This is a genomic window from Nocardia sp. NPDC047648 (assembly GCF_040642815.1).
GTDB lineage: Bacteria > Actinomycetota > Actinomycetes > Mycobacteriales > Mycobacteriaceae > Nocardia > Nocardia gamkensis.
This window is the reverse complement of sequence record NZ_JBEYSX010000001.1, coordinates 288331-309353: the sequence shown is the minus strand read 5'-3', so window position 1 is coordinate 309353 and position 21023 is coordinate 288331. Positions and strand designations below refer to the sequence as shown.

Annotated in this window: 17 protein-coding genes and 1 pseudogene; 9 read left to right on the top strand and 9 right to left on the bottom strand. The window is 65.3% G+C overall.

What is annotated here, in order from left to right:
* Nucleotides 1–114: 114 nt before the first annotated feature.
* Both sigJ and ABZ803_RS01360 read right to left on the bottom strand, forming a co-directional pair.
* A complete protein-coding gene (gene sigJ / locus ABZ803_RS01365; protein ID WP_357031196.1) occupies nt 115–1035 on the bottom strand; it encodes an RNA polymerase sigma factor SigJ in 921 nt (306 codons plus the stop codon).
* Entirely contained in the window at nt 1032–2225 is a 1194-nt protein-coding gene (locus tag ABZ803_RS01360; protein ID WP_357031193.1) for an FAD-dependent oxidoreductase, read from the bottom strand. The genes sigJ and ABZ803_RS01360 overlap by 4 nt, the downstream gene beginning before the upstream one ends.
* A 338-nt stretch (nt 2226–2563) precedes the next feature.
* Here ABZ803_RS01360 and ABZ803_RS01355 point away from each other — a divergent pair, with 338 nt between their 5' ends.
* Together ABZ803_RS01355 and ABZ803_RS01350 are read left to right on the top strand one after the other, a co-directional pair.
* On the top strand, nt 2564–3082 hold the full coding sequence (locus tag ABZ803_RS01355; RefSeq protein WP_357032604.1) for a DUF2199 domain-containing protein: 519 nt from the start codon (nt 2564–2566) through the stop codon (nt 3080–3082).
* 65 nt (nt 3083–3147) lie between these two features.
* Nucleotides 3148–3576 carry a helix-turn-helix domain-containing protein gene (locus tag ABZ803_RS01350; protein WP_357031191.1) on the top strand — a complete coding sequence of 143 codons (429 nt, stop codon included), beginning with the start codon at nt 3148–3150 and terminating at the stop codon, nt 3574–3576.
* A gap of 34 nt (nt 3577–3610) precedes the next feature.
* Here the strand turns inward: ABZ803_RS01350 and ABZ803_RS01345 are convergent, their stop codons facing one another.
* Nucleotides 3611–6022 (bottom strand): hypothetical protein, encoded by a 2412-nt coding sequence (locus ABZ803_RS01345; protein WP_357031188.1) that lies wholly within the window; start codon nt 6020–6022, stop codon nt 3611–3613.
* The gene (locus ABZ803_RS01340; protein WP_357031185.1) at nt 6023–6526 is read right to left on the bottom strand and encodes a hypothetical protein; all 504 of its coding nucleotides are present in this window, start codon (nt 6524–6526) and stop codon (nt 6023–6025) included. It lies immediately after the preceding gene.
* A gap of 124 nt (nt 6527–6650) precedes the next feature.
* Here ABZ803_RS01340 and ABZ803_RS01335 point away from each other — a divergent pair, with 124 nt between their 5' ends.
* From ABZ803_RS01335 to ABZ803_RS01320, 4 genes are all read left to right on the top strand, one after another.
* On the top strand, nt 6651–7142 hold the full coding sequence (locus ABZ803_RS01335) for a DUF2199 domain-containing protein (RefSeq protein WP_357031182.1): 492 nt from the start codon (nt 6651–6653) through the stop codon (nt 7140–7142).
* A 201-nt stretch (nt 7143–7343) separates the two neighbouring features.
* Nucleotides 7344–7916 carry a TetR/AcrR family transcriptional regulator gene (locus ABZ803_RS01330; RefSeq protein ID WP_357031179.1) on the top strand — a complete coding sequence of 191 codons (573 nt, stop codon included), beginning with the start codon at nt 7344–7346 and terminating at the stop codon, nt 7914–7916.
* A 391-nt stretch (nt 7917–8307) separates the two neighbouring features.
* A complete protein-coding gene (locus ABZ803_RS01325) occupies nt 8308–8784 on the top strand; it encodes a DUF1772 domain-containing protein (RefSeq protein ID WP_357031177.1) in 477 nt (158 codons plus the stop codon).
* A gap of 185 nt (nt 8785–8969) precedes the next feature.
* Nucleotides 8970–9368 (top strand): PPOX class F420-dependent oxidoreductase, encoded by a 399-nt coding sequence (locus ABZ803_RS01320; RefSeq protein ID WP_357031174.1) that lies wholly within the window; start codon nt 8970–8972, stop codon nt 9366–9368.
* Nucleotides 9369–9751: 383 nt separating this feature from the next.
* Here the strand turns inward: ABZ803_RS01320 and ABZ803_RS01315 are convergent, their stop codons facing one another.
* The 3 genes from ABZ803_RS01315 to ABZ803_RS01305 all read right to left on the bottom strand — a co-directional run bounded on the left by ABZ803_RS01315 (nt 9752) and on the right by ABZ803_RS01305 (nt 12834).
* On the bottom strand, nt 9752–10993 hold the full coding sequence (locus tag ABZ803_RS01315) for a hypothetical protein (RefSeq protein WP_357031171.1): 1242 nt from the start codon (nt 10991–10993) through the stop codon (nt 9752–9754).
* Between the two features lie 414 nt (nt 10994–11407).
* Nucleotides 11408–11788, bottom strand: a complete 381-nt coding sequence (locus ABZ803_RS01310; RefSeq protein ID WP_357031168.1) for a peptidase inhibitor family I36 protein — start codon at nt 11786–11788, stop codon at nt 11408–11410.
* A 146-nt stretch (nt 11789–11934) separates the two neighbouring features.
* Nucleotides 11935–12834, bottom strand: coding sequence for an AraC family transcriptional regulator (locus ABZ803_RS01305; RefSeq protein ID WP_357031165.1), 900 nt, complete (start codon nt 12832–12834; stop codon nt 11935–11937).
* A 496-nt stretch (nt 12835–13330) separates the two neighbouring features.
* On the opposite strand from ABZ803_RS01305, the gene ABZ803_RS01300 reads away from it, so the two are divergent.
* The 3 genes and pseudogenes from ABZ803_RS01300 to ABZ803_RS01290 form a co-directional block, all read left to right on the top strand.
* A complete protein-coding gene (locus tag ABZ803_RS01300) occupies nt 13331–14626 on the top strand; it encodes a hypothetical protein (RefSeq protein ID WP_357031162.1) in 1296 nt (431 codons plus the stop codon).
* Nucleotides 14619–19013 carry a hypothetical protein gene (locus ABZ803_RS01295; RefSeq protein ID WP_357031159.1) on the top strand — a complete coding sequence of 1465 codons (4395 nt, stop codon included), beginning with the start codon at nt 14619–14621 and terminating at the stop codon, nt 19011–19013. The genes ABZ803_RS01300 and ABZ803_RS01295 overlap by 8 nt, the downstream gene beginning before the upstream one ends.
* 187 nt (nt 19014–19200) lie before the next feature.
* Nucleotides 19201–19278 (top strand): annotated as a pseudogene (locus tag ABZ803_RS01290) (ferredoxin); the annotation flags it as partial.
* A gap of 111 nt (nt 19279–19389) precedes the next feature.
* Here ABZ803_RS01290 and ABZ803_RS01285 read toward each other — a convergent pair.
* Both ABZ803_RS01285 and ABZ803_RS01280 read right to left on the bottom strand, forming a co-directional pair.
* Nucleotides 19390–19620 carry a DUF6400 family protein gene (locus ABZ803_RS01285; RefSeq protein ID WP_357031156.1) on the bottom strand — a complete coding sequence of 77 codons (231 nt, stop codon included), beginning with the start codon at nt 19618–19620 and terminating at the stop codon, nt 19390–19392.
* Between the two features lie 477 nt (nt 19621–20097).
* Nucleotides 20098–20409 (bottom strand): hypothetical protein, encoded by a 312-nt coding sequence (locus ABZ803_RS01280; RefSeq protein ID WP_357031153.1) that lies wholly within the window; start codon nt 20407–20409, stop codon nt 20098–20100.
* Nucleotides 20410–21023 lie beyond the last annotated feature (614 nt).

Genomic DNA, 21023 nt, shown 5'->3' with positions numbered 1-21023 from the left:
GAGCGCACCTCGGCATAGTTCAGCGGACCGCGATCGGCTTCGAAGCGTCCGTGGCCGTTTCGAATCGCGCACAATGCGGCATTATGGGATGTCGGCATCGCGTGCAAGGTGGGATTACGCCGTGGGTGTTCCGGTGCGACTGATTGCGCGCGGGATTTCGAGGGCGGCCAGTTTGCTGGGGTTGCGAATACCATATCCGTTGATGATCTTGCCGTCGGCGATGTCGAACACAAGGACGGCTTCCAGTGTGTCGTTGATATAGCACGCGAGTGCTGGTTGGTTGTTGCAGTTCACTGTCTCGATTCGTACCTGTGGTCGCCGCTGCGCGTATCGGAAGACCGCCATGAGAATTGCGCCCACCCGCTCGGCGCCGACCATGACCAGCTCCGGCAGCGCCGTCACCTTGCCGCCGCTGTCGGTGGTCCAGGTGATATCCGGCGCGAGCATCGACAGCAAGCCTGCCATGTCTCCGGTGGTCGCGGCTGTGATGAAGCGTTCGGTGACCGCGGCGGTTCGGGCGGTGTCGACGGGGGCGTACCGCTTGCGCCGAGCTTGTACGTGGTTGCGGGCGCGGCGAGCCGTCTGATGGACGGCGTCGACGGATTTGCCCGTCGCGGAGGCGATCTCGTCGTAGTTGAAGCCGAACACCTCGCGCAGCACGAAGACCGCCCGCTCGATGGGGGTGAGCGTTTCCAGCACCACCAGCATCCCCATCGAGATCGATTCGGTGAGCACCACATCGCTCGAGGCGTCGCCGTCGCTGAGCAGCAGCGGCTCGGGCAACCACGGGCCGACGTATTCCTCGCGGCGGCTGGCATCGGCCCGCAACGCGTTCAGCGCCTGCCGGGTAACTAGTTGGGCCAGATAGGATTTCGTGTCACGGATGGTGGTCAGGTCCACCCGCCGCCACCGCAGATAGCTGTCCTGCAGCACATCGTCGGCTTCGGTTGCCGAGCCGAGGATTTCGTAGACGATGGTGAACAGCAGCGGTCGCAGGTGCACGAAACGCTGGGTGTGCTCGTCGACGGAGGTCACGGTCGTACGACCTTCTCCGCCTCGGCTCCGCGCAATTCCCTGCGCCTGCCCAAGCCCATGAAAGAGGGAATCGCGCCGGGCTTACGGGCTTCTTTGCGGATGGTCCCTACCGGCCCCGCCAGACCCACCCGCTCCTTGATCCACCCGGCCACACGCCCGCCGAGGTACATCGGCACCGGTGTGTCGTCACGACGGCTGAACTGCATCGCACCCGCGCGGCCACCCAAACCGACGGTGCACGCCACGAAGGCCACATCCAGCACGCTGGGATCGGACCCCGCGATGCGGGCCAGCACGTTGTCGGCGGCCTGGGCACCCAGGGGCTGGGCGGCATAACAGCTCATCCGCAGCGGCCGGCCCGAGGGCGCGACCGCGTCTCCGGCGGCGACGATGCGATCGTCGTCGATACTGGTCAGCGTCTCATCGGTCAGCAAACGACCCAATTCGTCGGTGCGCAGCCCGCTACGCGACGCCAGCGCGGGCACCCCGAATCCGGCGGTCCAGATCGTGATCGCACTGGGAAGCACATCGCCCTCGGCCAATACCACCCCGTCGCGCCGCACCTCGCACACCCGCGCATTCTCGCGCACATCGACTCCGTTCTCGGCCAGCCACTTCGCGATCGACCGTCGGGCCGGATTCGAGAAGTTCGCTGCCAACCTACCGCCACCCACGACCGTGACGGTGCGGCCCTGCTCGACAAGTTCGGCGGCGGTCTCGATGCCGGTGAGCCCGCCACCGACGACGACGATCGGCGCCTGCGCGGGTACCTCCCCCAGAGCGGCGCGCAGCCGCTGGGCGTGTTCGAATTCGGCAATCGGATAAGCGAACTCGACCGCACCAGGCACCGACTCGGGCACCGCGGCGGTGCTGCCGACGGCGTAGACCACATAGTCGTACTCGAGCGCACGCCCCGAACCTAATTCCACCCTGCGAGCGGCGGTATCGATGCGGACGGCACGATCCACGATCAGCCGCACACCCGCGCCGAGCAGCGTGTCGTAAGCGACGGCGGCCTCATGGGTACCAGCCACGAACTGGTGCAAGCGCATGCGCTCGACGAACTCCGGCCGCGGGTTGACCAGCGTGATCTCGACATCGCGACGAAGCCGCAGCCGATTGGCCGCCACGGCACCGGCATAACCGCCACCAATGACGACCACCTTGGTAATTGCGTTGAAATCAGTCATAACCTCTAGACACGCCACAGCGCCCAGATCCGACACGAAGTGACGCTCGTCACGTTCATGGCGCCCGGCACCGACGGCGGCGGTGGTGAACAGGCGACGGAAGTCGTGCGGAGTGCAGGTGATCGGTGTGCCGTTGTCGCAGATTCCCACCGCCTCGGCGATGGCATTCGAGATGGTGGCGGAGATGGTCTTCCGGGCTCATCAGGACGAGTGGTTGACGGCCGGTTTCGTGCCCCCACGGGGCCAATGGGGACATCCCGGCGCATACCCAGCCGACCTGGACAAGCGCTCACGCCGATGGGGGTGCATACGGTCGGCGGCAGTAGGCTGGGGCGGTGATGGTTGGCTCCATGTTCTCCTGCTCCTCCTGTGCCGAATTGCACGACGGGCCTCCTCTCAGCTATGGCACCCTCGCGCCCGTCTACTGGAACGCCGACTTCGCGGATCAGCAGGGCAGCGTGCTGGGGGAAGAACAATGCGTGATCGCCGGGGAGCACTTCTTCGTGCGGGCGCGTCTGGTGCTTCCGATCACAGATACTGATGGTGAGTTCGACTGGGGTGTCTGGGTATCGCTGAGCGAGGCCAGCTTTCACCGCATGTCAGCGTTGTGGGACGATCCCGAAAGGGTCGAGGAGCCGCCATATTTCGGGTGGTTGTCCACAGCGCTTTCCCCGTATGAGCCGACCACGGTGAACCTCAAGACCAAGCTGCACACTCAGCCCCCCGGCGAACGCCCACTAGTGGAGTTGGAGCCCACCGATCATCCGCTCGCCGTTGAACAGCGAGCGGGGATCACAATGGCCCGCGTTCAGTGGTTTGCTGAGCAACTTTTACACGCCGACCCACAGGGCGACTGAGCCGCGATGCTGCACAGTAGCCCTGGCGGCCGGATGGCTCCCGCCAACCGGCCGCCGTTGGGGAGTTGCAACAACGCAGGCGCTGGACCGAGCGCAGCGGAGAAGACCACGCGAGATGCAGTCCGGACAAGCAGGACCTCACCGCGCAGCGAGAGATCCTCCTCGATCTCGATGTCACCCGGTCCGGCGAGTACACGATCGCCGACCTGGCAGATCTGTTCTCGACCAGTCGGGCCACGGTCTACCGGGTCCTTGAACCGCCATCAGAACGCCGGGTCCCTTTCGACATCGGAGGAGCGGTAACGTGCTGCCGTTCGAGGCGTTGGAAGACTGCTAGCTGCGCTTCCCTGAACCCTGAACATATCGTTCGAGTCGGCGAAGTGATCACCCTGAAGATCCTGGACATCGACCGTGCGAACCGTCGGATAACCCTGTCGCACAAGCACGCTCTCGCAGCCGGCTCGGGGAACACCTATTCCCTCGACGATCAGTGACTACCTTGCCTGCGAGTAGCAGATGGTCATGTCTCTACCGGTCGCGTGCGGGGCCGGTATTCGTCTCCTTCGGGATCGTCCGCCACATGGGCGCTGGACGTGCGCCCTGCCGGTGCAGTTCCAGCAGGCGCGGCCGGGCGCGGTCCCAGAACAGGCGGATGATCCTGCCCTGCACCTCGGCTGCTCCGGTCACCGGGCGTGTCGATTCGGCGCTCGTCACCAGAAGCTCACTCAGCCGTCGCTTTCGCGCGTCCGCGGGCGGATGGGAACCGAGTTGACGAGCCCGCTCCTCGCCGGTCTCCAGCAGCGACAACGCGCGATCCATCACGTCCACCACATCGAAGTACAAGCCGATGCCCAGGTAGGCGCCTACCAAGTCGATGTTGTCGGCGTCGCCGAGACCGGCCGTCGCGAGAATGCCCAAGCTGATCTCGTCGGCCATGAATTCCTGCTGCCAGGAGTGGGTGAGTGATTCGGCATCGGGGACCGGCAGCATTCCCGCGCGCGGCGGCGCTTCATGGGCGTGCACGAGGAGGTGTGCGTACGCCCGCCCCAGGACGAAACGAAGGAGGAAATCACGCAGGTCCGCGGCGAAGTCGAGCTGACCACCCGCCGGCCCGACGAGCGCATGGCCGACGACACTGCCGGTCATGGCGTAAACGCTGACGATTTCGGCGAAGCGTGCGGCGAGCATCGGCTCGGCATCCAATCGCTCGGCCGCGAAGGACTCGTCGAAGGAGAAGCTGGTTCTACCGCTCCTATCGGTGCGCTGCTGCGGCAGGACCGACAGGACCGCTTCACCGAGCTTGAACGCGAACAGCGGCAGCTCGTCTTCGACGAGCATCAGGCAGGTGCCCCGAGCGTCCCAATGGCCCGGCACGGGTGCGAGCACCGCGTCGAGCCGACCCGTCCGGAGGTGGCGGACGAGTGGGCGGGGGAATTCGGCCACCTCGGCCTGCAACGCACGCTCGGTCCAGCCCAGCACCTCGGCGAACAGGTCGCCCACGTCCCGCGGATCGCGACCCAGATGCACCGTCGCCGCCCGCGGATCGTCGGCTCGCTCGACGCGGAGGAAGCGATCGAGTTCGGTTCCCAGAGCGGCCGGGTCGACTCGAGCGCGGGCACCGAGTAAGGCATCGGTCCGCGCCAGCAGATTCCGGTAGTAGTGCGACGCTGCTTCGTCGGGGTGTAGCGACCCCGGATCGAGCGTGGGGCCGGGCGTAGGCGCTTCTTTCGGGATGGTTCGCCAGGTACGCGCCGGTCGCACGCCACGCTCACGCAGTTCCAGTAGGCGCGGTCGCGTGCGTTCCCACAGCAGACGCACGACGTCCGCCTGAATCTCGGCGTTCTTCAGCGCCGCCCGGAACCGTTCGGCCTTCTCCCGCTCGTCCGTGCCGTCGACGCGAGCCAGCTGCTCGAGCGACTCCCGCATTCGTCGCCTGCGCAGATACGACGGTGGGTGCGACCCCAGCTGGCGGACGTTCTCGTCACCGGTTTCCAGCAGGGACACCGCTCGATCCATGACGTCCAAGGCGTCGAAGAAAAGGCTGATGCCCAGAAAACTCAACTCGACCGGGTATGCGTCGGTGCAGTTGATCGCCAGGCCCATGCCGATGAAGTCGGCTTCGAGCTCCTGCTTCCACGAGTAGGTCAGTGTGCTGACGTCGTCGATCGGCAGGACACCTCGGCTCGAGGCCGTCTTGTGCAGATGGCCGAGAAGGATGTGCCCGTATTCGTGGCCGATCACGAAGTTCTCCAGGGACTGTCCCAACATGTTCGCGAAGTTGAGGTAGCCCGGAGGCAGCATGGGATAGGACTCGGTCCGATCGAACCGGCCGGTCACGGCGTAACCGGTGACGGCGTCGACGAAACGAGCGAGGACATCCGGATCGGACTCGATCCGCTCGGTCACGCCGGACACACCGAGCTGATAGTCGCGCAGATGTCCGTCGTGCACAGGGCCGCGCGGGATCGCCCAGGCGACTGCCGCGCTCAGCTTGTGCCAGAACTCCTCCATCTGGTCCTCGACGAGCACCAGGTAGGCATCCGAGTGTCCCGGTGTCAGCGTGCACACGGCATTGAGCTGCCCGGTTCGCAGCGGACGCACCAGCGGGCGCCCGCCGAGCCGGGGCAAGCCGTCCGAGAACATGGTCGGAATGGCAGCTTCGATCCTGTCCTGGATTCTGCTCAGCTGCTCGACTTCGATCTCGTGGCGGCCCGCGCGACCGCGCATGAACTGGGCGACCACCCGCTCCGCCTCCGCCCGTAGCTCCGGGGTGACCTCGGGAGCCGCGTAGTCCCGCAGGAGCCGTTCGAGGAGTTCCGTGGCCCTGGCCTCGAATTCGGCCAAGTCGGCGCCGGCGAGATCGCCGGGCTCGGGCTCCTCCAGTGCCGCCCGCAGCTGCTCGTAATACCGTTGTGCTGCTTGCTGGGCGTCACCGTGCACCTACGCGCCGCCCTCGGGAGCCGGATCGTCATCGATCGTCTCGACCGCGATGTCCGCCGTCTCTATCGCGATGTCCGCGCCGAACCTTTCGGTCACCGTCCGAGTGACCTCCTCCGCGCTGCCGCCGCTGGAAAGCAACTGCGGCAGGGTGGATACCACCTTGCCGAACATGCCCTCCGGCTCCCTGACCTCAACGGTCACCTTGCCGTCGACGGTGACGATCACGACGGTGCCGTACACGACATCCGGGGTGCGGTAGAACGCCTTCGGTGCGCCGGGCCGCAGGTCGATCACCTGACCACCTTTGCGCTGCTCCAATATGTGCAATACCGCACCGACGGCGGCCGCCGCACCGATCAGCAGCAGGGTCACGGTCGTGACCGGCTCGATTCCGCGGCGGGGGAACTCCTGCACCTCGACGCCGTGGGCCGCCGCCAGCGCGCGTGCCGACGGCACCTCCCACGGGTCCAGTAGGACGGCCTGCGTCTGCGACGGCTCGTTCACCGAAATTCCCCCTGCGCGAAGACAATCGAGTCAGACCAACAGCGTGCCACAACTGGGCTGTCTCTGCCATGCCTTCGGGGGTGCTGCGGGCGCAGCCGCGCCCTGAGTCGCCGATACTGGTGGCGTGCCTATCGGCAATTGCCCCGACTGTGGACGGGTGCTCGACGAACACGACCGGCACCAAAGGTTCAGGCTGCCAGAACCGGTGTTGCGCGTGTCCCAGCCGGTGCCCGCGCGCGACGTGTGGATGAGCGGCTCGGACATGGGCGGTTCGGAGTTGCTTCAGGTGCGGCAGGTCGGAACCTTCGCGCGCGCTACGCTTCCGGTCGCGCTGACCGGCGGTTACCGCGTTACTTTCGGGGTCTGGCTCCTGGTCCATCCCGCCGAATTTCGGTCGATCTGCGAAGCTTGGTGGGGTCCGGGCTATTCTCAGCTGCGCATCGAAGGCTATCTGGCGAACGAGATTCCGTCGTGGGGGATGCTGGGATCGCCGGTCGAGGCGATCGTGAAAGATCCCGAGCGATTGCCGGTTTGCGTAGCGTCGACGGATTCGCTCCTGGCGCGGGTGTTGCACGAGCAGTGGTCGCATGAAGTCGTGTTGGGTTCGCTCCACTGAACCACGGGCAGCCCTGGTCCCGTTACGCACGCGAGGTGGCTGACGACGCGGTGCGTTCGGCTTCGATCCGCCAAGCGCTGCACTGTCATCAGCCCCGTTTCGATCGGCGCGACGGGCGCCCCGGCGCCGCGGCCGTCGTCTCCGTGCGGATTGATCCGGATCTAGTGACACTAGATGGTATAGCAATGCTAAAATCAGCTCATGACGACCCAGACGCGCCGAGAGCGGGAACGCGCCGAACGGCACCGGCTGATCATCGACACCGCTCGGGAGCTGGCCGAGTCGCAGGGCTGGGACGCGGTGACCGTGCGCAGGCTGGCCGAACGGATCGAATACAGCCAGCCGGTGCTGTATTCGCACTTCGCGGGTAAGGATGAGATCGTCACGGCGGTCGCCGAGGAGGGCATCGCGGAGATGGCCGCGTGGAGCCGCGCGGCGTTGGAGTCCGCGGGCGGCGAGCCGCGCGCGGCGTTGGCGGCGGTGGCGCGGGCCTATCTCGACTTCGCGACCGCGCGGCCCGCGCTCTACGACGCGATGTTCCTGATGAAGGTGAATCTCGCGTTCGGCGAGAATGCCTCGCAACCGCTGCGGGACGCGTTCGCCGTCATGTTCGCCGCCTTCTCGCCGTTCGCGGGCGAGCATGATCCGGAGACCTTCACCGAGGTCGGCTGGAGCACCCTGCACGGCCTGGCGACCCTGGACCGCGGTGGACGTCTGCGGCCGGCTCAGCGAGACGCCCGCCTGGCGGTGTTGCTCGACCAATGGTCCCGATAGGCCTCTGCCGAGGCCGCGGGTCCCAGCCGACGGCGCCGCTGGCCGATCGCATGGGCGAGGACGCTGTCGTCACCAGCGCCGCGGTCCCGGACTCCACCCGTGAACACCATCGGGCCGCCGCCGTTCAGCAGTGTCACTGGTCGGCCTGATAGCGCAGTAGCCCGTCTTCGGCCACCTCGCGTACTTCGTGAGGGCGCACCGAGATCAGCCCGGACCGCTTCATGGCAACAGGGTCCTCCGCGGCGTGCACGAGCCGGGAATGACACAGCTGATGCAGGGTGCAGGAGCCGGCTCCAGGTCTGAAATCTAGCAAGGCTAGACAACATAGCGGACGAATGCTAACGTAGCTCTTGTTGCTAGCGATGCTAGAAATTTGGAAAGGGAAGTCGAAATGCTCATTCTCACCGGCCAGGTCATCGCCGCCGCCGCCGTTCTCTCCAATGCCATCGTCTATGGCACCGATGTCAGCGTGGCCGTGATCACCCGGTCCGTGTACCGCAAGCTCGATGACGCTGCCGTGACCGTGAGTGCGGGCTGGGGTCACTATTACGGCGACAAGCGCATGCCGGTTGTCGGTGTGGTCGGTGTCGTCAGCGCCGTGCTCACGCTGCTGATCGCACTGTTGGCCGGGCAGATCGGCGCCGCTATCGCGGCGGGGATCACGGTGGCGGCACTGTTCACCTGGCTCGCCTTCTACGTCCGCATCGCCAAGCCGATCAATTCCCAGCAGACCGCCGCTGCGCAGAGCGGCATCATCCCGGCCAATGCCCGTGCGCTGCAGGACAAGTGGGACAGCATTCTGAAGTACCGGGTCACCCTGCAGTTCATCGCCATCGCCGGACTGTGCGCCGCGCTGATTCTGTTCTGATCTCAGAACACGGGGTAGGCGGTGTCGCGCGGAGTAGGTGGTCGGCGCACCAGTAGAAAGCTCGTCGTCGCCGTCGCGCTGACGCGCGGGACGCGGCAGGCAACAGCTCGAGTTTCCTTCACCCCGACAGCTTCCGGCTGATCGCCGGGCACATCGGATATCGAATTCACCAAGGAGTAACGGACATGACCTTCACCACCAATGAACAGCAGTTCCTCGCCGAGGCCGGGATCGGTCGGCTGGCCACGGTGTCGCCCGACGGCGTCGTGCAGAACAACCCCACCAGCTATCGGGTGAACGCCGACGGCACGATCGACATCGGGGGAATGGGGATGCGCGGCAGTCGAAAGTACCGCAATGTCGAGGCGGGCAGCCGGGTGTCGTTCGTGATCGACCAACAGGTTTCCTTGGAGCCATACGTGATCCGCGGCATCGAGGTACGCGGCACGGCCGAGGCGCTCGATGACGAGGAGCCGCCGTTCCCACCTCAGGAACGCGCGGTCATCCGCATTCACGCCGAACGGATCATCTCCTGGGGCATCGACGGCGGATCCTTCGACTTCACCAGTCGCAGCGCCGAATAGTCGGGCACCTTGGTGATCCTCACGCCCGAAAGGCCGTCACCGACCGTCCCGGTACCGAGTGGCCCGCGTCGGTGAGTGAGACCGGGCACTACCACATCGGTTACGGCGACCTGCGCTACGGGAGGGGGGATCTGATCGACTTCGACGCGATCACCTACCCGAGCCGTTCGTCCTGGCCCTCATCATCGAATGGCTCGAATCATCGGGAGACACCACCTGGTCGTGGCGGCCGACTGCGGAGGTCGACGCTGGACCTCGTCGACCGACCTGTTGTCGCCCAGCTGTCCGCCGGAATCGACCGCCACGTCCTGCCCCGGTGGAGCGCTTCAGCGCTTACCGGATCGAAGCTCGCGTGCCACCGAGTGCGGGGCAGGAGCGTCAGTTCATGCGGAGGTGGGGTCGAACTCGGCGGTGACGCGGTCCACGAATTTCTTGGCTTCGGGGCTGTTGTGGTCGGTGGGCATCTCCACGGGCTGTCCGTTGATCGGGACGGTCACCGGCGGACGGTTCGCCAGTATCTGTCCGGCACCGTCTCCGCCCGGTCGACCGGCTGCTGCCACAAGACGGCCCATCACGGTGTCGGCGCCGACCGGCGGCAGTGCTACGACGCCCTGCGGCCACTGCACGCCTTTGATTTCGAAGAAGTCATGGTAGCCGCCTATGTGCTGGTAACCCACCTGGTTCCAGTACAAATCGTCCGACGTCGAGCCTTGCGTTTGATTGATCTCGTCGTTGAACGTGCCTTGGAACACGCCGCTGCTCGGGTCGAAGTGCGCATATTGGCCCGATGCGGACGCCTGCGCCTTTAGCAAGTCGAACACAATCTCCATAGCACCGGGAGCAGGCTGGTTGTTCTTGGAGTAGAGAGCCTTGGCACCATCGATGTCGGGCGGGTTCCACATGTGCGGGACGACGTCGAGGTCGTTGGCGTAGCGCTGCACTCGTTGCAGGCGTTGGGTGGTGTAGTCGACGAATTCCTGATTGCAGAAACTCGGCCCGGCGGTCGAGAGCACGCTGATTTTGGCTTTCTCGGAGTTGTCCCATAGCCACTGGGTGTCGCGCAGGAACAGGGCCAGCGTGAGTGACAGCGCACCGCCGAGGCTGTGGCCGGTGACGGTCAGGTCGATCGCCTTGTCGCCGAGCGTGCTCAGGAACTCGGGCAGGGTGTGACCGGCGCCGGGACGTTGGCCGGAGGGTCTGATATTGATGAGAGTTTTCACCCCGATGGCCGTGCCGATCGTGTGCATGGCCGCGTTATTCGCGAACCACGGCGTCTGGAGAATGAACGAGTCCTCGACGAGCCAGTCGAACACCAGTGCGTCAGTGCTGCCGGCCATGGCGAGCACGTACCGGGAGCGATCCTCGGTGCTTCGCACCATGTACAGGGCGTTGACCGCATACAAGTCGGTGTCGAACAGCGCGACTCCCGGACCCCAGACGATCTCCCACCCTCCGATGACCTCTTGGTTGGTGTCGAGATACTGCTGGATCTTCTGAGAGAGCGTGCTCTCCAGGTCGCTGTCTTCTTTGCTGATCGTATTGACCAGATTCGCGTACTCGCACAGCTGGTATGCGATCTTGTCCTGCAGATTCGGCTCATTGATAGTCGTGGATTGTGCAGTCATGTACCGCTCCTTACTGGCTGAGTTTCATCCGAAACAGAGAGGAGAAAGCGGTGACGCGAATTCACACGCCGCGTACGCATCGGGGACAGAACATCCCGGACCGGTAGCCGCGTATTCGATCCTAGACGATCCACCACACATGCGGGCGAATAAGCTGTCTGTCCAGGATTCAACGAAACTCCATGACTCGGCGCGGCCGACGGCTGGTCTGCCCGGGCGCGAGCCGAACTGAGCACCAGCAGGCTACTGACCTGCGAATCGAGGACGGTGTAGTCGGCCGTTTCCGGCGTGCTGAGTACGTCGTACGACCGCGTGGTCGTTTGTGCCATGACGCCGTGTCGAAGCGGAGCGGACAGACAGTAAACCCTCCCGACTGCGTGCCGGGAGGGTCTATGAGTACTGCAATTGCAACCCTCAGTTGCAGACCCGCAGCGCATCGGCCTTGTTGTCACCGTCGGCGGGCACATTGCCCTTGCTGTTGTCGGGGACCGAGACGAGCAGTTGCCACTCCTGACCGGTCCAGTTGAAGACGCCGACCGTTTTGCCGGTGCGGTTCCAATACGAGCTCAGACGATCTCCATTTCCTTCGTTGCCGATGTCGTGCAGCAGGCAGTTGTTGTCGACCTGCACGAACATGCCGGTGCCGTTGCGGTGGTCGTAGCCGCAGAACAGTCCGCCCGGGCAGTCGTAGTTCGCCGATGCCGGTGTCGGCGCGACGGCTGCGCCGTACCCGGCGACCGCGAGGGTGGCCGCCGCCGCGACGCTGAGACGGCGAAACAGTTTGAGTGGGAACATGATTGACCCTTCGAAGCCGATGGGATCGAGTATCGATGCGGCGGAAATCCGCCGCACTCATGATGGGTGGGCCGGGCCGCCCGCGACTATCCACTCAGCGCGAGTTCTGTCCGGGCAGCGCGCCAGGTTCGACGCGGGGCGGCGGGTCAGGCGCGCAGCGTCACCGACGGCGGTACACCCCATCGCCGCCGGTACAGAGCCGAAAAACGGCCCAGATGCCAGAACCCCCAGTCCGCGGCCACCGAGGCGACCGTGGCCACGGTGGGGTCCGCGGCGGCCAGCGCCGAGTGCACGCCCACCAGCCGGGCTTCACGCAATCGCGCCGTCGGTGTGGTGTCGAGGTATCGGCGGAAGCCCTCCTGGAGGCTGCGCACCGAAAGTCCCACTGCCTCCGCGATGTCGGTGACGGTGAGCATTTCGTGCGCGTGGTCGGTGATGAGTTGTTCGGCCAGGCGGATGGGACGCGGCGTCGACTTTCCGGGGACGCCGTCGAGCAGGAGTTCCGAGTAACTGTTCGGCTGGGCCAGCAGGAATTGCGACATCATCAGCTGCTCGATCTGCGGCCGCAGCCGCGGATCCAGGAACAGGCCGGGGCCTTCGGCGTCGGTCCGCAGCATGCGCAGCGATTCGAACCAGATCCGGGCCGCCGGTGACCGCAATTGCATGGCGATGGCCATCCGCAGCGGACGATCCGGCGGCCGGCCCAGCATCCGCCGCAAATGGTCGTCCAGCGCGGCACGGTCGTATCGGACGAGGAGTTGCCTGCTGCTCTCGTGCCAGTTCATGTCCAGGGGCGCGTCCGGGTCCGGAACCGAGGCCACCGCCGGATCGGAGGCGATATCCGCGGTCCCGTTGAGTACCCGGGCCCACCCGGCCAGCGGAATCTGAACCAGGCGGAAGGTTTCGATGGGTTCGGTTCGGATCCGAACCTGAACCCCGTAATGCTTGTAGACCAGGCCGATATCGCCGTACCGGACGACATTGCAGCTGGCTTGCATGGTGGAGGCGCCCGGGTCGAGCCGGGTTTCACGCAGAATGCCGCTCATCCCCGCCCGGGCTACCTCGGGGTCAGCGGTGCGAAAATAGCGATGCCCCGACAGCGGTTCGACGAACATTCCGACGGCCCTCCAAGCAGCAGGCGCCGCGCGAACGGGCCTGATCAGTGGATGTCGAAGGTATTGTCCGTCGAGACCTGCGGGCACGCATCAGTTTTCGCATTCCGCGGTGCGTCTTGTGGACGCTTCATCGGCGGCGGGAATCCCGCAGCCGGGCTCGGTGACGGCCGAATGTGCTGCCGGAGCACGTGCGGCTGTCTACCATGCCGACAACGGAGCGTGGACGCGCTCCAGGAGATCGGAACCAGGGGGCGTCGGTGGTGTTCCAATTCCCGGTCGCTGAGACGGTTTCCCCGCCCGCGTATGTAGGTGGGCGGTCGTTTTGGGATGCAGGCCGTCCGGTCGGACAGGCAGTGGAAGACGCGGTGGTTGTGGTGCCGGGCATTATGGGCTCGGAGCTGGTCGACACCGCAACCGGCAAGTTGCTGTGGGGAATGAAGCCCGCCTGCTGGCCCGGATGTGGACAGCTCCCACGAAAGCCCTGACGCCGCTGGCACTGGCGGCGGAGGGACCGGGGTTCGTGCGGCCGCGGGGATTGTTGCGAGTCTGTGCGGTGTGTCCGGTGTTCGCGGGTATCGAGCCATACACCAAGCTCGTCGCGGCGCTGCGGAACGTGGTGCGGCATCCGCGAGCGGTGCTGGAGTTCGCCTACGACTGGCGGCTCCCGGTGAAATCGAACGCACAATTGCTCGCGGAGGCGATCGATACGCATGTGCGGTGGTGGCGGGAGTTCTCCGACCGTCCCGCGGGCAAGGTTGTGGTGGTTGCGCATTCGATGGGTGGGCTGGTCGCTCAGCATGCCGCCGCGATCCCGGGTGCCCTCGATGATGTCAGCTCGGTGATCACCCTTGGCACGCCCTTCGAAGGTGCCGCCAAAGCAGTGGTGATGCTGGGTACGGGAGAGGGTGCCCCGGTGCCGGCGAGCCGGTTGCAGGCGATCGCTGTGACCATGGCTGGGGTCTACGACCTGCTACCCGGCTACCGTTGCATCGATGAAGGCACGACTGTACGCAGACTGACGCAGGAAGATATGGCCGGGATCGGCGCCGACGTCGAGCTTGCCGCCGCTGCGTCGGCCGACCGCGCACAGGTAGCGTCGGTGGTGTTGCCGGGACACCGGCCGGTGATCGGCGTCGCCCAACCAACGATTTGCAGCGTCGGCCTCGATCATGGACGCCCGCAGCCGCTGTTTCACACCTTCACTCCAGGAAACGACGGGGACGTGGCCCGTGACCTCGACACCGGCCTCCCAATCCGCAGTCCTGGATTCGGCGACGGTACGGTACCCAGGAATGCCGCTGTGCCGTTGACGGATTCGGCGGTTTTCTCGCTGCCGCAGCAGCACGGGCCGATCGCGGTGTCGGACGAGACGATCACCTTCGTCATCGATGTCCTCCGCCACGCCGACCGCGACCGCGGCCCCCGCTTGGCCGGACCTGGTGAGATCGGCATCGTCGCACCGGATGTCGTCGACATCGGTACCGAGTTCCTCGTGAAGGTATCCGGTGTGGAGCGCCCGAGCGGTGTGCGCGCCACGCTGTTCGATGCCGACACCGGCCGTCGCGTCGATACCGTCACCGCGGCCCGCCGTGACGGTGAGATCGTTCTCCCGGCGACGGTGTATCGAGCAGGGGCGTATCGGGTCTCGGTCGACGGCTCGGGCACCAGCCCTGTCACCCAACTCTTCCTCGCCGTCGACCCCACCACCGCGATCGATGATTGAGGAAGTCGAGCTGTTCCCTGTCGGGTTCGGCAGCTATGACAACCACGACCCGGTTGAAGTCGACGACGAAATCGAAAAGGTCGCAGAGCTTCTGCGCGCCTTCGATGCTCATTGTGTCGACTGGGATGTCGACATGGCTGCGCGTGGGGGAGACGAGGCGAGTGCTCGGCTGCGGGAGTGGTCGGCCGGCCGGGCGGTGGGGTCGGTGTTGTACTGGGTGGGCCACGGCTGGTCGGACGGCATATCGGCGAGTTTGGTGCACGCGCATAGTGACGCGCAGGTGAGGTCGGATGGGATCTCACCGGCGCGGCTCGCCGATGCGATCGAGGACCGTGACCACAGTGCGCCGGGCTCATGGGTGCTGGTGTTGATAGAGGCTTGCCGATCGTCCAGGTTCATCAGCAACCTGAGTTTCGAACTCTCCACGCGCGGTGTCGCAAAGGTGGCTGTGCTTCTGGTCGGGGGAATGTCAGGCGAGGGCGCGACGGATCTGGGGCGCATCCGGGAGGTGATGAGCAATGTTCTGAACGGAACCCACCGTGGGCTCGATGTTCCGCTCACCGCCCTTGCCGACGAATTCGAAAGTTCCGGTGGCACTGTCGCGCGTCAACATTTGACCGGCAGGATATTGCGTCGGCGGCAGACGCCTGCGATCAATGTGCCCTTGGATGTGAGTGCGGAATTCGAAGCGGCGCTGGCCGCGCTGACCGAGGACGAGCGACGCCACTTTCTTCCCAAAGCGCATGGTGGGGACCTCGGAGTCGAGCAGGCTGTGCTGGTCGAGCAGTCCTGGTTCTTCGTCGGCCGTGATCGCGAGGTCGGTGACATCGTCGGTTGGCTGACCACTGACGACAGCGACAGCATGCTGGTGATCACCGGCCCGGCCGGGGTAGGGAAATCCGCTCTTCTCGGGCACATGGTGGTGGCGGCGAACCCGCGCCTGTGTGCCGCGTTACGTCGCATCGAGCTCCTGCCCGACGGCGCGGACACCCCGATCGTGCCCCCCGCGGCGTTCGATGCCGTCCTGCATCTGACCGGCGCCACCGCCGTCGAGGTGATCACTCGCATGGCCCGGGCCACCGGTGTCGACGAACGGCCACCGGAGGAGATCGGCCAGGCCGTCGCCTGGCTCGCCGGCAAACTTTCCGAGCACCCGCAGCGGTTGACAATTCTGGTCGATGCCCTCGATGAAGCCATCGATGCTTTCACTGTCGCGAGGCTCCTGGCCGCGGTTGCCGCTACGCCAGGTGTGCGGGTACTGGTGGGAACTCGTGCCGGCACTCGCGATGACCCCGACCACGGTGCGAGTGACAACGATCTGATCGATGCGCTAGGTCCGGCGGCACGGTTGGTGGTCGGTCATGACGGTGCCGCAGTTCGCGAATACGCGACATCGCGACTACAGCGGGCCGCCGCTGCCGGGACATTGCCCCGCTCTTTCGACATCGAGGCTTTCGCCGCGCGACTCGGAGACCGTGCCCCCGGCTTCCTGTTCGCGCGTCTGGCCGTGCATGAAGTGGTCGCCGATCGCGTCTGGCGCGACCCTGCCACATGGTCCGGGCTGTTGGGCGGCAGCCACAAGGACCTGTTCGGAATCGCAGTCACCCGTCTGTCGCGGCGGGCGTCGGCCTATTCCCCTTTGCTGCAGGCTCTCGCCTACGGGCGTGGCCGCGGTATGCCCGCGGCCGGGGGCATCTGGGCGACCTGCGCCAGGGTGCTGGCGCCTGAGGCGCTGATCAGCCTGGACGACATTACGGCGCTGCTGACCGATGCGGCTCCCTACATCGTGGCGGACCGCGAACACGGTCAAACTGTCTACCGGCTCGCCCACCGCGCATTCACCGAATTCTTCACCGACGAGACCATCCCCACCGATCGGGACCGCGAAATACATCGGGCGATGCTACGAGCGATCATCGACTCGTGCGAAGATTCGCTTTCGTCCGGAAAGGCAGCGCTCAACCCGTACGTGACCTACCTGCTCTCGGGCCACGCTGCCGTCGGAGGAGAGCCTGCGTGGCACCTGCTCGACTCGCACACTCACCTTCTGACGCTGCTCGACCCAGAGGCGATCGCTCGTGACATCCTTCGCGCCGCGTTCGGTCTTTTCACCCTTCCACCAGCGATCGGCGGCATCCTGACTGTTGCTGCCACCCTGCGAGGACTCGATAGCGGTGACAGACTGCCGGCGATTCAACTCGCAACCGCGCGACACACCGGCCACTATCGCAACTCCGGCATCGGCACGCATCCCTGGAAAGTCGCACTCGGCTGGGCTGTCCTGCGTCCGCGGCAGCCCCACCGGATCCTGACCGGACACACCGACGGAATCTTGTCGATCGCAGCACTGCAGGTCGAGGACGGGCGGACCCTGCTGGCCAGTGCCGGCAGGGACCGCACCGTGCGGCTGTGGGATCCGATAACGGGCGACATGGTCGGTTCGCCCTTGGTCGGGCATGACGGTGCTGTTACCGCTGTGGCGGTGATTCCTGGCGCCGATGGACGGCCCCTGCTGGCCACCGGGAGTACGGACGCGACTGTGCGGCTGTGGGATCCCATGACGGGCGACATGGTCGGTTCGCCCTTGGTCGGGCATGACGGTGCTGTTACCGCTGTGGCGGTGATTCCCGGCGCCGATGGACGGCCCCTGCTGGCCACCGGCAGTACGGACACGACAGTTCGCAGGTGGGATCCTGAAACCGGCAGCATGGTCGGTACACCGTTGAGTGGACATGTCGGTGCCGTCACCGCGATTGTGGCCATACGACTGCAGAATGGACAGACCGTACTCGCCACCGGCGTGGGCGCGGGCGATACATTGCGATGGTTCGATCTGGAAACAGGTGAGGGTCTCGGCCAACGGGTCGTCGGCCCGTCCGGGGCGGTGGAGGCGGTCGTCACTCTCGTTCCGCGAGCGGAGGATCGTCGTTCGCTGCGTTTACCCGGCGCCGGACAACGCGCCACAGTGCGACTGTGGGATCTGAGCGGTTCCGAACCGATCGGTGAACCCCTGTCCGGACACGTCGGCTGGGTGTGCGCACTGACGGCCGTGAAGTTGCCCGATGGCCGCATCGCACTCGCTGTCACCGGCGGCACCACCACACGGATGTGGGATCCGGCTACCCGAAAGCCGATCGGGCAAACCCTCACCGGTCATACCTGTTCCGTCAAGAACGCCGCAATTGTCCCCGTGCCCGACGGACCAACTCTTCTGGCGACCAGCGGTGTCGACAAGACCACCCGCTTGTGGGATCTGAACGCCGGAATGCTCGTGGGCACACCCTTGATCGGCCACCACCGAGCGGTATCCGCGATCGCGGCTGTGCCGCTCCGTGATAGACGAACGCTCCTCGCTACCGGTGGCGACGACAAAACGATCCGGGTATGGGATCCGATGGGACAGCCGCTGGCCGCGCAAACCAATGCGGTGACGGCTATCGCGGCTATTCCACGTAAAGACGCGCGAACTCTGCTCGTCACAGCGGATGACCGGAATACGATGCGGATCTGGGATCCGACTACAGGGCAGCGGGTAGGGCGACCACTGACCGGACACACTGCCCGAATCGCCGCGATAGCGGCCGTACCCCACCATGACGGGCGGACGCTGCTGATCACAGCAGATGACCGGAACTCGATATTGATCTGGGACCCGACCACAGGGGAGCAGACAGGAAACCCTCCGGCAGGCCACCACGATCGGATCATTGCGATCGCAGCCGTGCCATACGCGCCCGATCGAACACTCGTCGCAACCACTAGCGGCGTCACCGTACGGCTATGGGATCCGATAACAGGCGAGCGAGTCCGGACCCGACCGAGTGGGCCTATCGAGTGGACGGCCGCCACGGCCTCGACTGCGGCGACCAGGTTGGACGACGGTCAGGTGGTGCTCGCCACCAAAGATGTCAACCGCACCTTGCGCCTATGCCGCCCGACGATTCGCGGCCTACCTCACGGCCTACGAAGCTGGCGGATCGGCCGGGCGTCAGCACTTGCCACCGTGGCCCTGCCGGATGGGAGAGAACTTCTGGCCACTACGAATACAGACGACTGGACGCTGCGACTGCGGAATCCGAAGACCGGCATCGCAGTAGGTCCAGCGATCGACTGCGACCCCGGTCGCTTCATGAACGCGTCGGCGACCTGCCACATGGCGACCATAGGGTTCGAAGACGGCCGCGTCGTCGTAGCAGTGGCATTCGGCAGGATGCTGCGGATGGTGCACCTACAATCCGGTGAACATCTGACAGGCTTCGACCTCGGCGCCGACATCACCTGCATGTGTTCGACAGGGGACGCCGAACTCGCTGTCGGACTCGAAGACGGGGTCGCTCTCCTGCGTATCAGCAGCGTTCCACATCCGAACCCACCAGCGTCTACCTGAACCCGGCTCGGGCCCAGGTGTTGAAGGCGGTGGCGCGGACGTTGCCGTCGGTGCCGAATGCGTGGACGACAGGCTGACATTCGCCTACTGGCTACCGGCCTTTGTGCGGCCGGTTCGGTCGAATATCTTTCGCCGGCGCTCGACATGCCGATGAGAATCAGCGTGGATCGTGGACTCTGCATCGGGCATGTGCGCCCTGACCGCACCGCAGATCTTCGACCAGGACAGCAGCGGAAGATCAGTACTGCTCGAGCCCGAACCGGCCCCGCTCCATCATGCCGCGGCCCGCGGCGCCGAAGAAATATGCCCGGCAACCGCAATCCGGATCGGCAAACGGGGTGACACAACCAACCGTGGTTTGTGCTCGGCTGTGAGATCAGTTGGCGGTATCGCGCGTCGTCCGTTCGGGCAGGATCCCGGCTCGGACGAGTTCGTCGTAGATTCGCTGCTGCTCATCATCGAGATTCGAGTACAGCATGTCGTACGCCAGATCTTCCTCGGCGAGCACCGTGACCGGATCCCAGTCGTCCCCCAGTGCCGCGAGGACGGCTCTGCGCCGTCGTGCCTCGTCCAGCGTGAGGTCGTATGCAAAATCGTGGTCGGTCATTCGGGATCTCCAACGAGGTGCGGTTGCCGGGCTGTTCACAGCGAAACTGTCGTCAGCCCAGCTGACACCGGCCCGACGAAATGTCACGGATCTGACGTGGTGTTCGGGCTGGTCGTGGTGCCGGCGGAATGAAGTGTGGCGCCAAGTGGGCCATCACGGCGATCGTCCGGTCGGCCGTGGCGCCGGTCCATCGTGTCCGCGGTTCCGGTAGCGAGTGGATTCGAGTTCGCCCACGGGTTCCGCAGTCGGTGATCAAGGAAGCCTCGCGCTCATCGCGTGAAGCTGCGATCTCCTTGGCAGGCAAATGTAATCGCCGGGGTTCATCCGCCGTGGCTACGCTGGCACGTCGAATGAATATTCAAAATCTGGCAAATACACTGCAATGGTGCGTGCATCGCTGATGCGCAGCGTGGCGGTGAGAAGAAGTGCCGGTCCCGAGCGGTGGCTCGGAGAAAGTGGTGATCTACCGGGACCGGATCAGGCGGCGGGCTGGGGCTGGTTCAGGTCCCGGACGCCGGTGATCGCATCGATGATGTTGACGATCGCGGAGGTGCCGCCGTCGAGTGCCGAGCTGCCGGAGTCGAGCATGGCGGAACCGGAGGACGAACCAGCGGAACCGGTGGACGAGCCGCCGTCGGCCGAACCAGAGGCGGAACCGGTGGCAGCGGAGCCGGTGGCAGCGGAACCGGCGGCGCCTGCACCGGCGGCGGAGGCCACCGCGACGGGGCCGAAGAACAGGGCGGCGGCGGAGATGCTGCTGGCGGCGATCAGGGCCTTGCGAGAGAACATGTACGAAGCTTCCTTTCACAGTTGGATAACGACGCCATAGGGCGTGCACCAGCAACGTTAGGAAAAAGAGATCTATAAATCCACTTCTCTTATTGTGGGGATAATCACCGTTAATAGTTGGCAAACGATATATTGTGCCGAGGTAACACCATTTGATCTTCACTTCGGATACAAATTCATGATCGAATCGATCGATATCTTTCACTGTGCCACGTATCGCCGTGTGGCGGAGCCGATCTCGTAGCGGGGGAGTCCTGATTCCGGCTCGGCGGAACCGGGCTGTCGGCTGCCCCGCGCGCCCTCCCGGATGCCGGTGCGTGCGCAAACCGCGGCCACTGCTCCTCCGTCGGCGCGCAGGTGGGCCTCACGAACACCGCCCGCCGGTCGGGTTCCGCCGGTGCCGGCTCTCGGTGCTGTCGATCGTCGAGGATCGCCGGGGGCGAGATCCGGCCGAGCGCCGGTCACTGCCTCCCCGTGCGTTGCTGGCGCGGTGATCGAATCGGTGAGGTTACCGAGGTGGTCGCCACTGTGGACGGGCAAGCGTTGCTCGGGGTGACTCGCTGAGCAGGACCGGCAGCGCTGCCGAAACTCCACGCTCGAAGCCTCACTTGCGG

Bases quoted from the DNA above. Each gene is read 5' to 3' on its own strand.
- ABZ803_RS01360 (WP_357031193.1), bottom strand. From the start codon at position 2,225: ATGACTGATTTCAACGCAATTACCAAGGTGGTCGTCATTGGTGGCGGT.
- ABZ803_RS01355 (WP_357032604.1), top strand. From the start codon at position 2,564: ATGGTTGGCTCCATGTTCTCCTGCTCCTCCTGTGCCGAATTGCACGAC.
- ABZ803_RS01330 (WP_357031179.1), top strand. From the start codon at position 7,344: ATGACGACCCAGACGCGCCGAGAGCGGGAACGCGCCGAACGGCACCGG.
- ABZ803_RS01325 (WP_357031177.1), top strand. From the start codon at position 8,308: ATGCTCATTCTCACCGGCCAGGTCATCGCCGCCGCCGCCGTTCTCTCC.
- ABZ803_RS01320 (WP_357031174.1), top strand. From the start codon at position 8,970: ATGACCTTCACCACCAATGAACAGCAGTTCCTCGCCGAGGCCGGGATC.
- ABZ803_RS01315 (WP_357031171.1), bottom strand. From the start codon at position 10,993: ATGACTGCACAATCCACGACTATCAATGAGCCGAATCTGCAGGACAAG.
- ABZ803_RS01310 (WP_357031168.1), bottom strand. From the start codon at position 11,788: ATGTTCCCACTCAAACTGTTTCGCCGTCTCAGCGTCGCGGCGGCGGCC.
- ABZ803_RS01305 (WP_357031165.1), bottom strand. From the start codon at position 12,834: ATGAGCGGCATTCTGCGTGAAACCCGGCTCGACCCGGGCGCCTCCACC.
- ABZ803_RS01295 (WP_357031159.1), top strand. From the start codon at position 14,619: ATGATTGAGGAAGTCGAGCTGTTCCCTGTCGGGTTCGGCAGCTATGAC.
- ABZ803_RS01285 (WP_357031156.1), bottom strand. From the start codon at position 19,620: ATGACCGACCACGATTTTGCATACGACCTCACGCTGGACGAGGCACGA.
- ABZ803_RS01280 (WP_357031153.1), bottom strand. From the start codon at position 20,409: ATGTTCTCTCGCAAGGCCCTGATCGCCGCCAGCAGCATCTCCGCCGCC.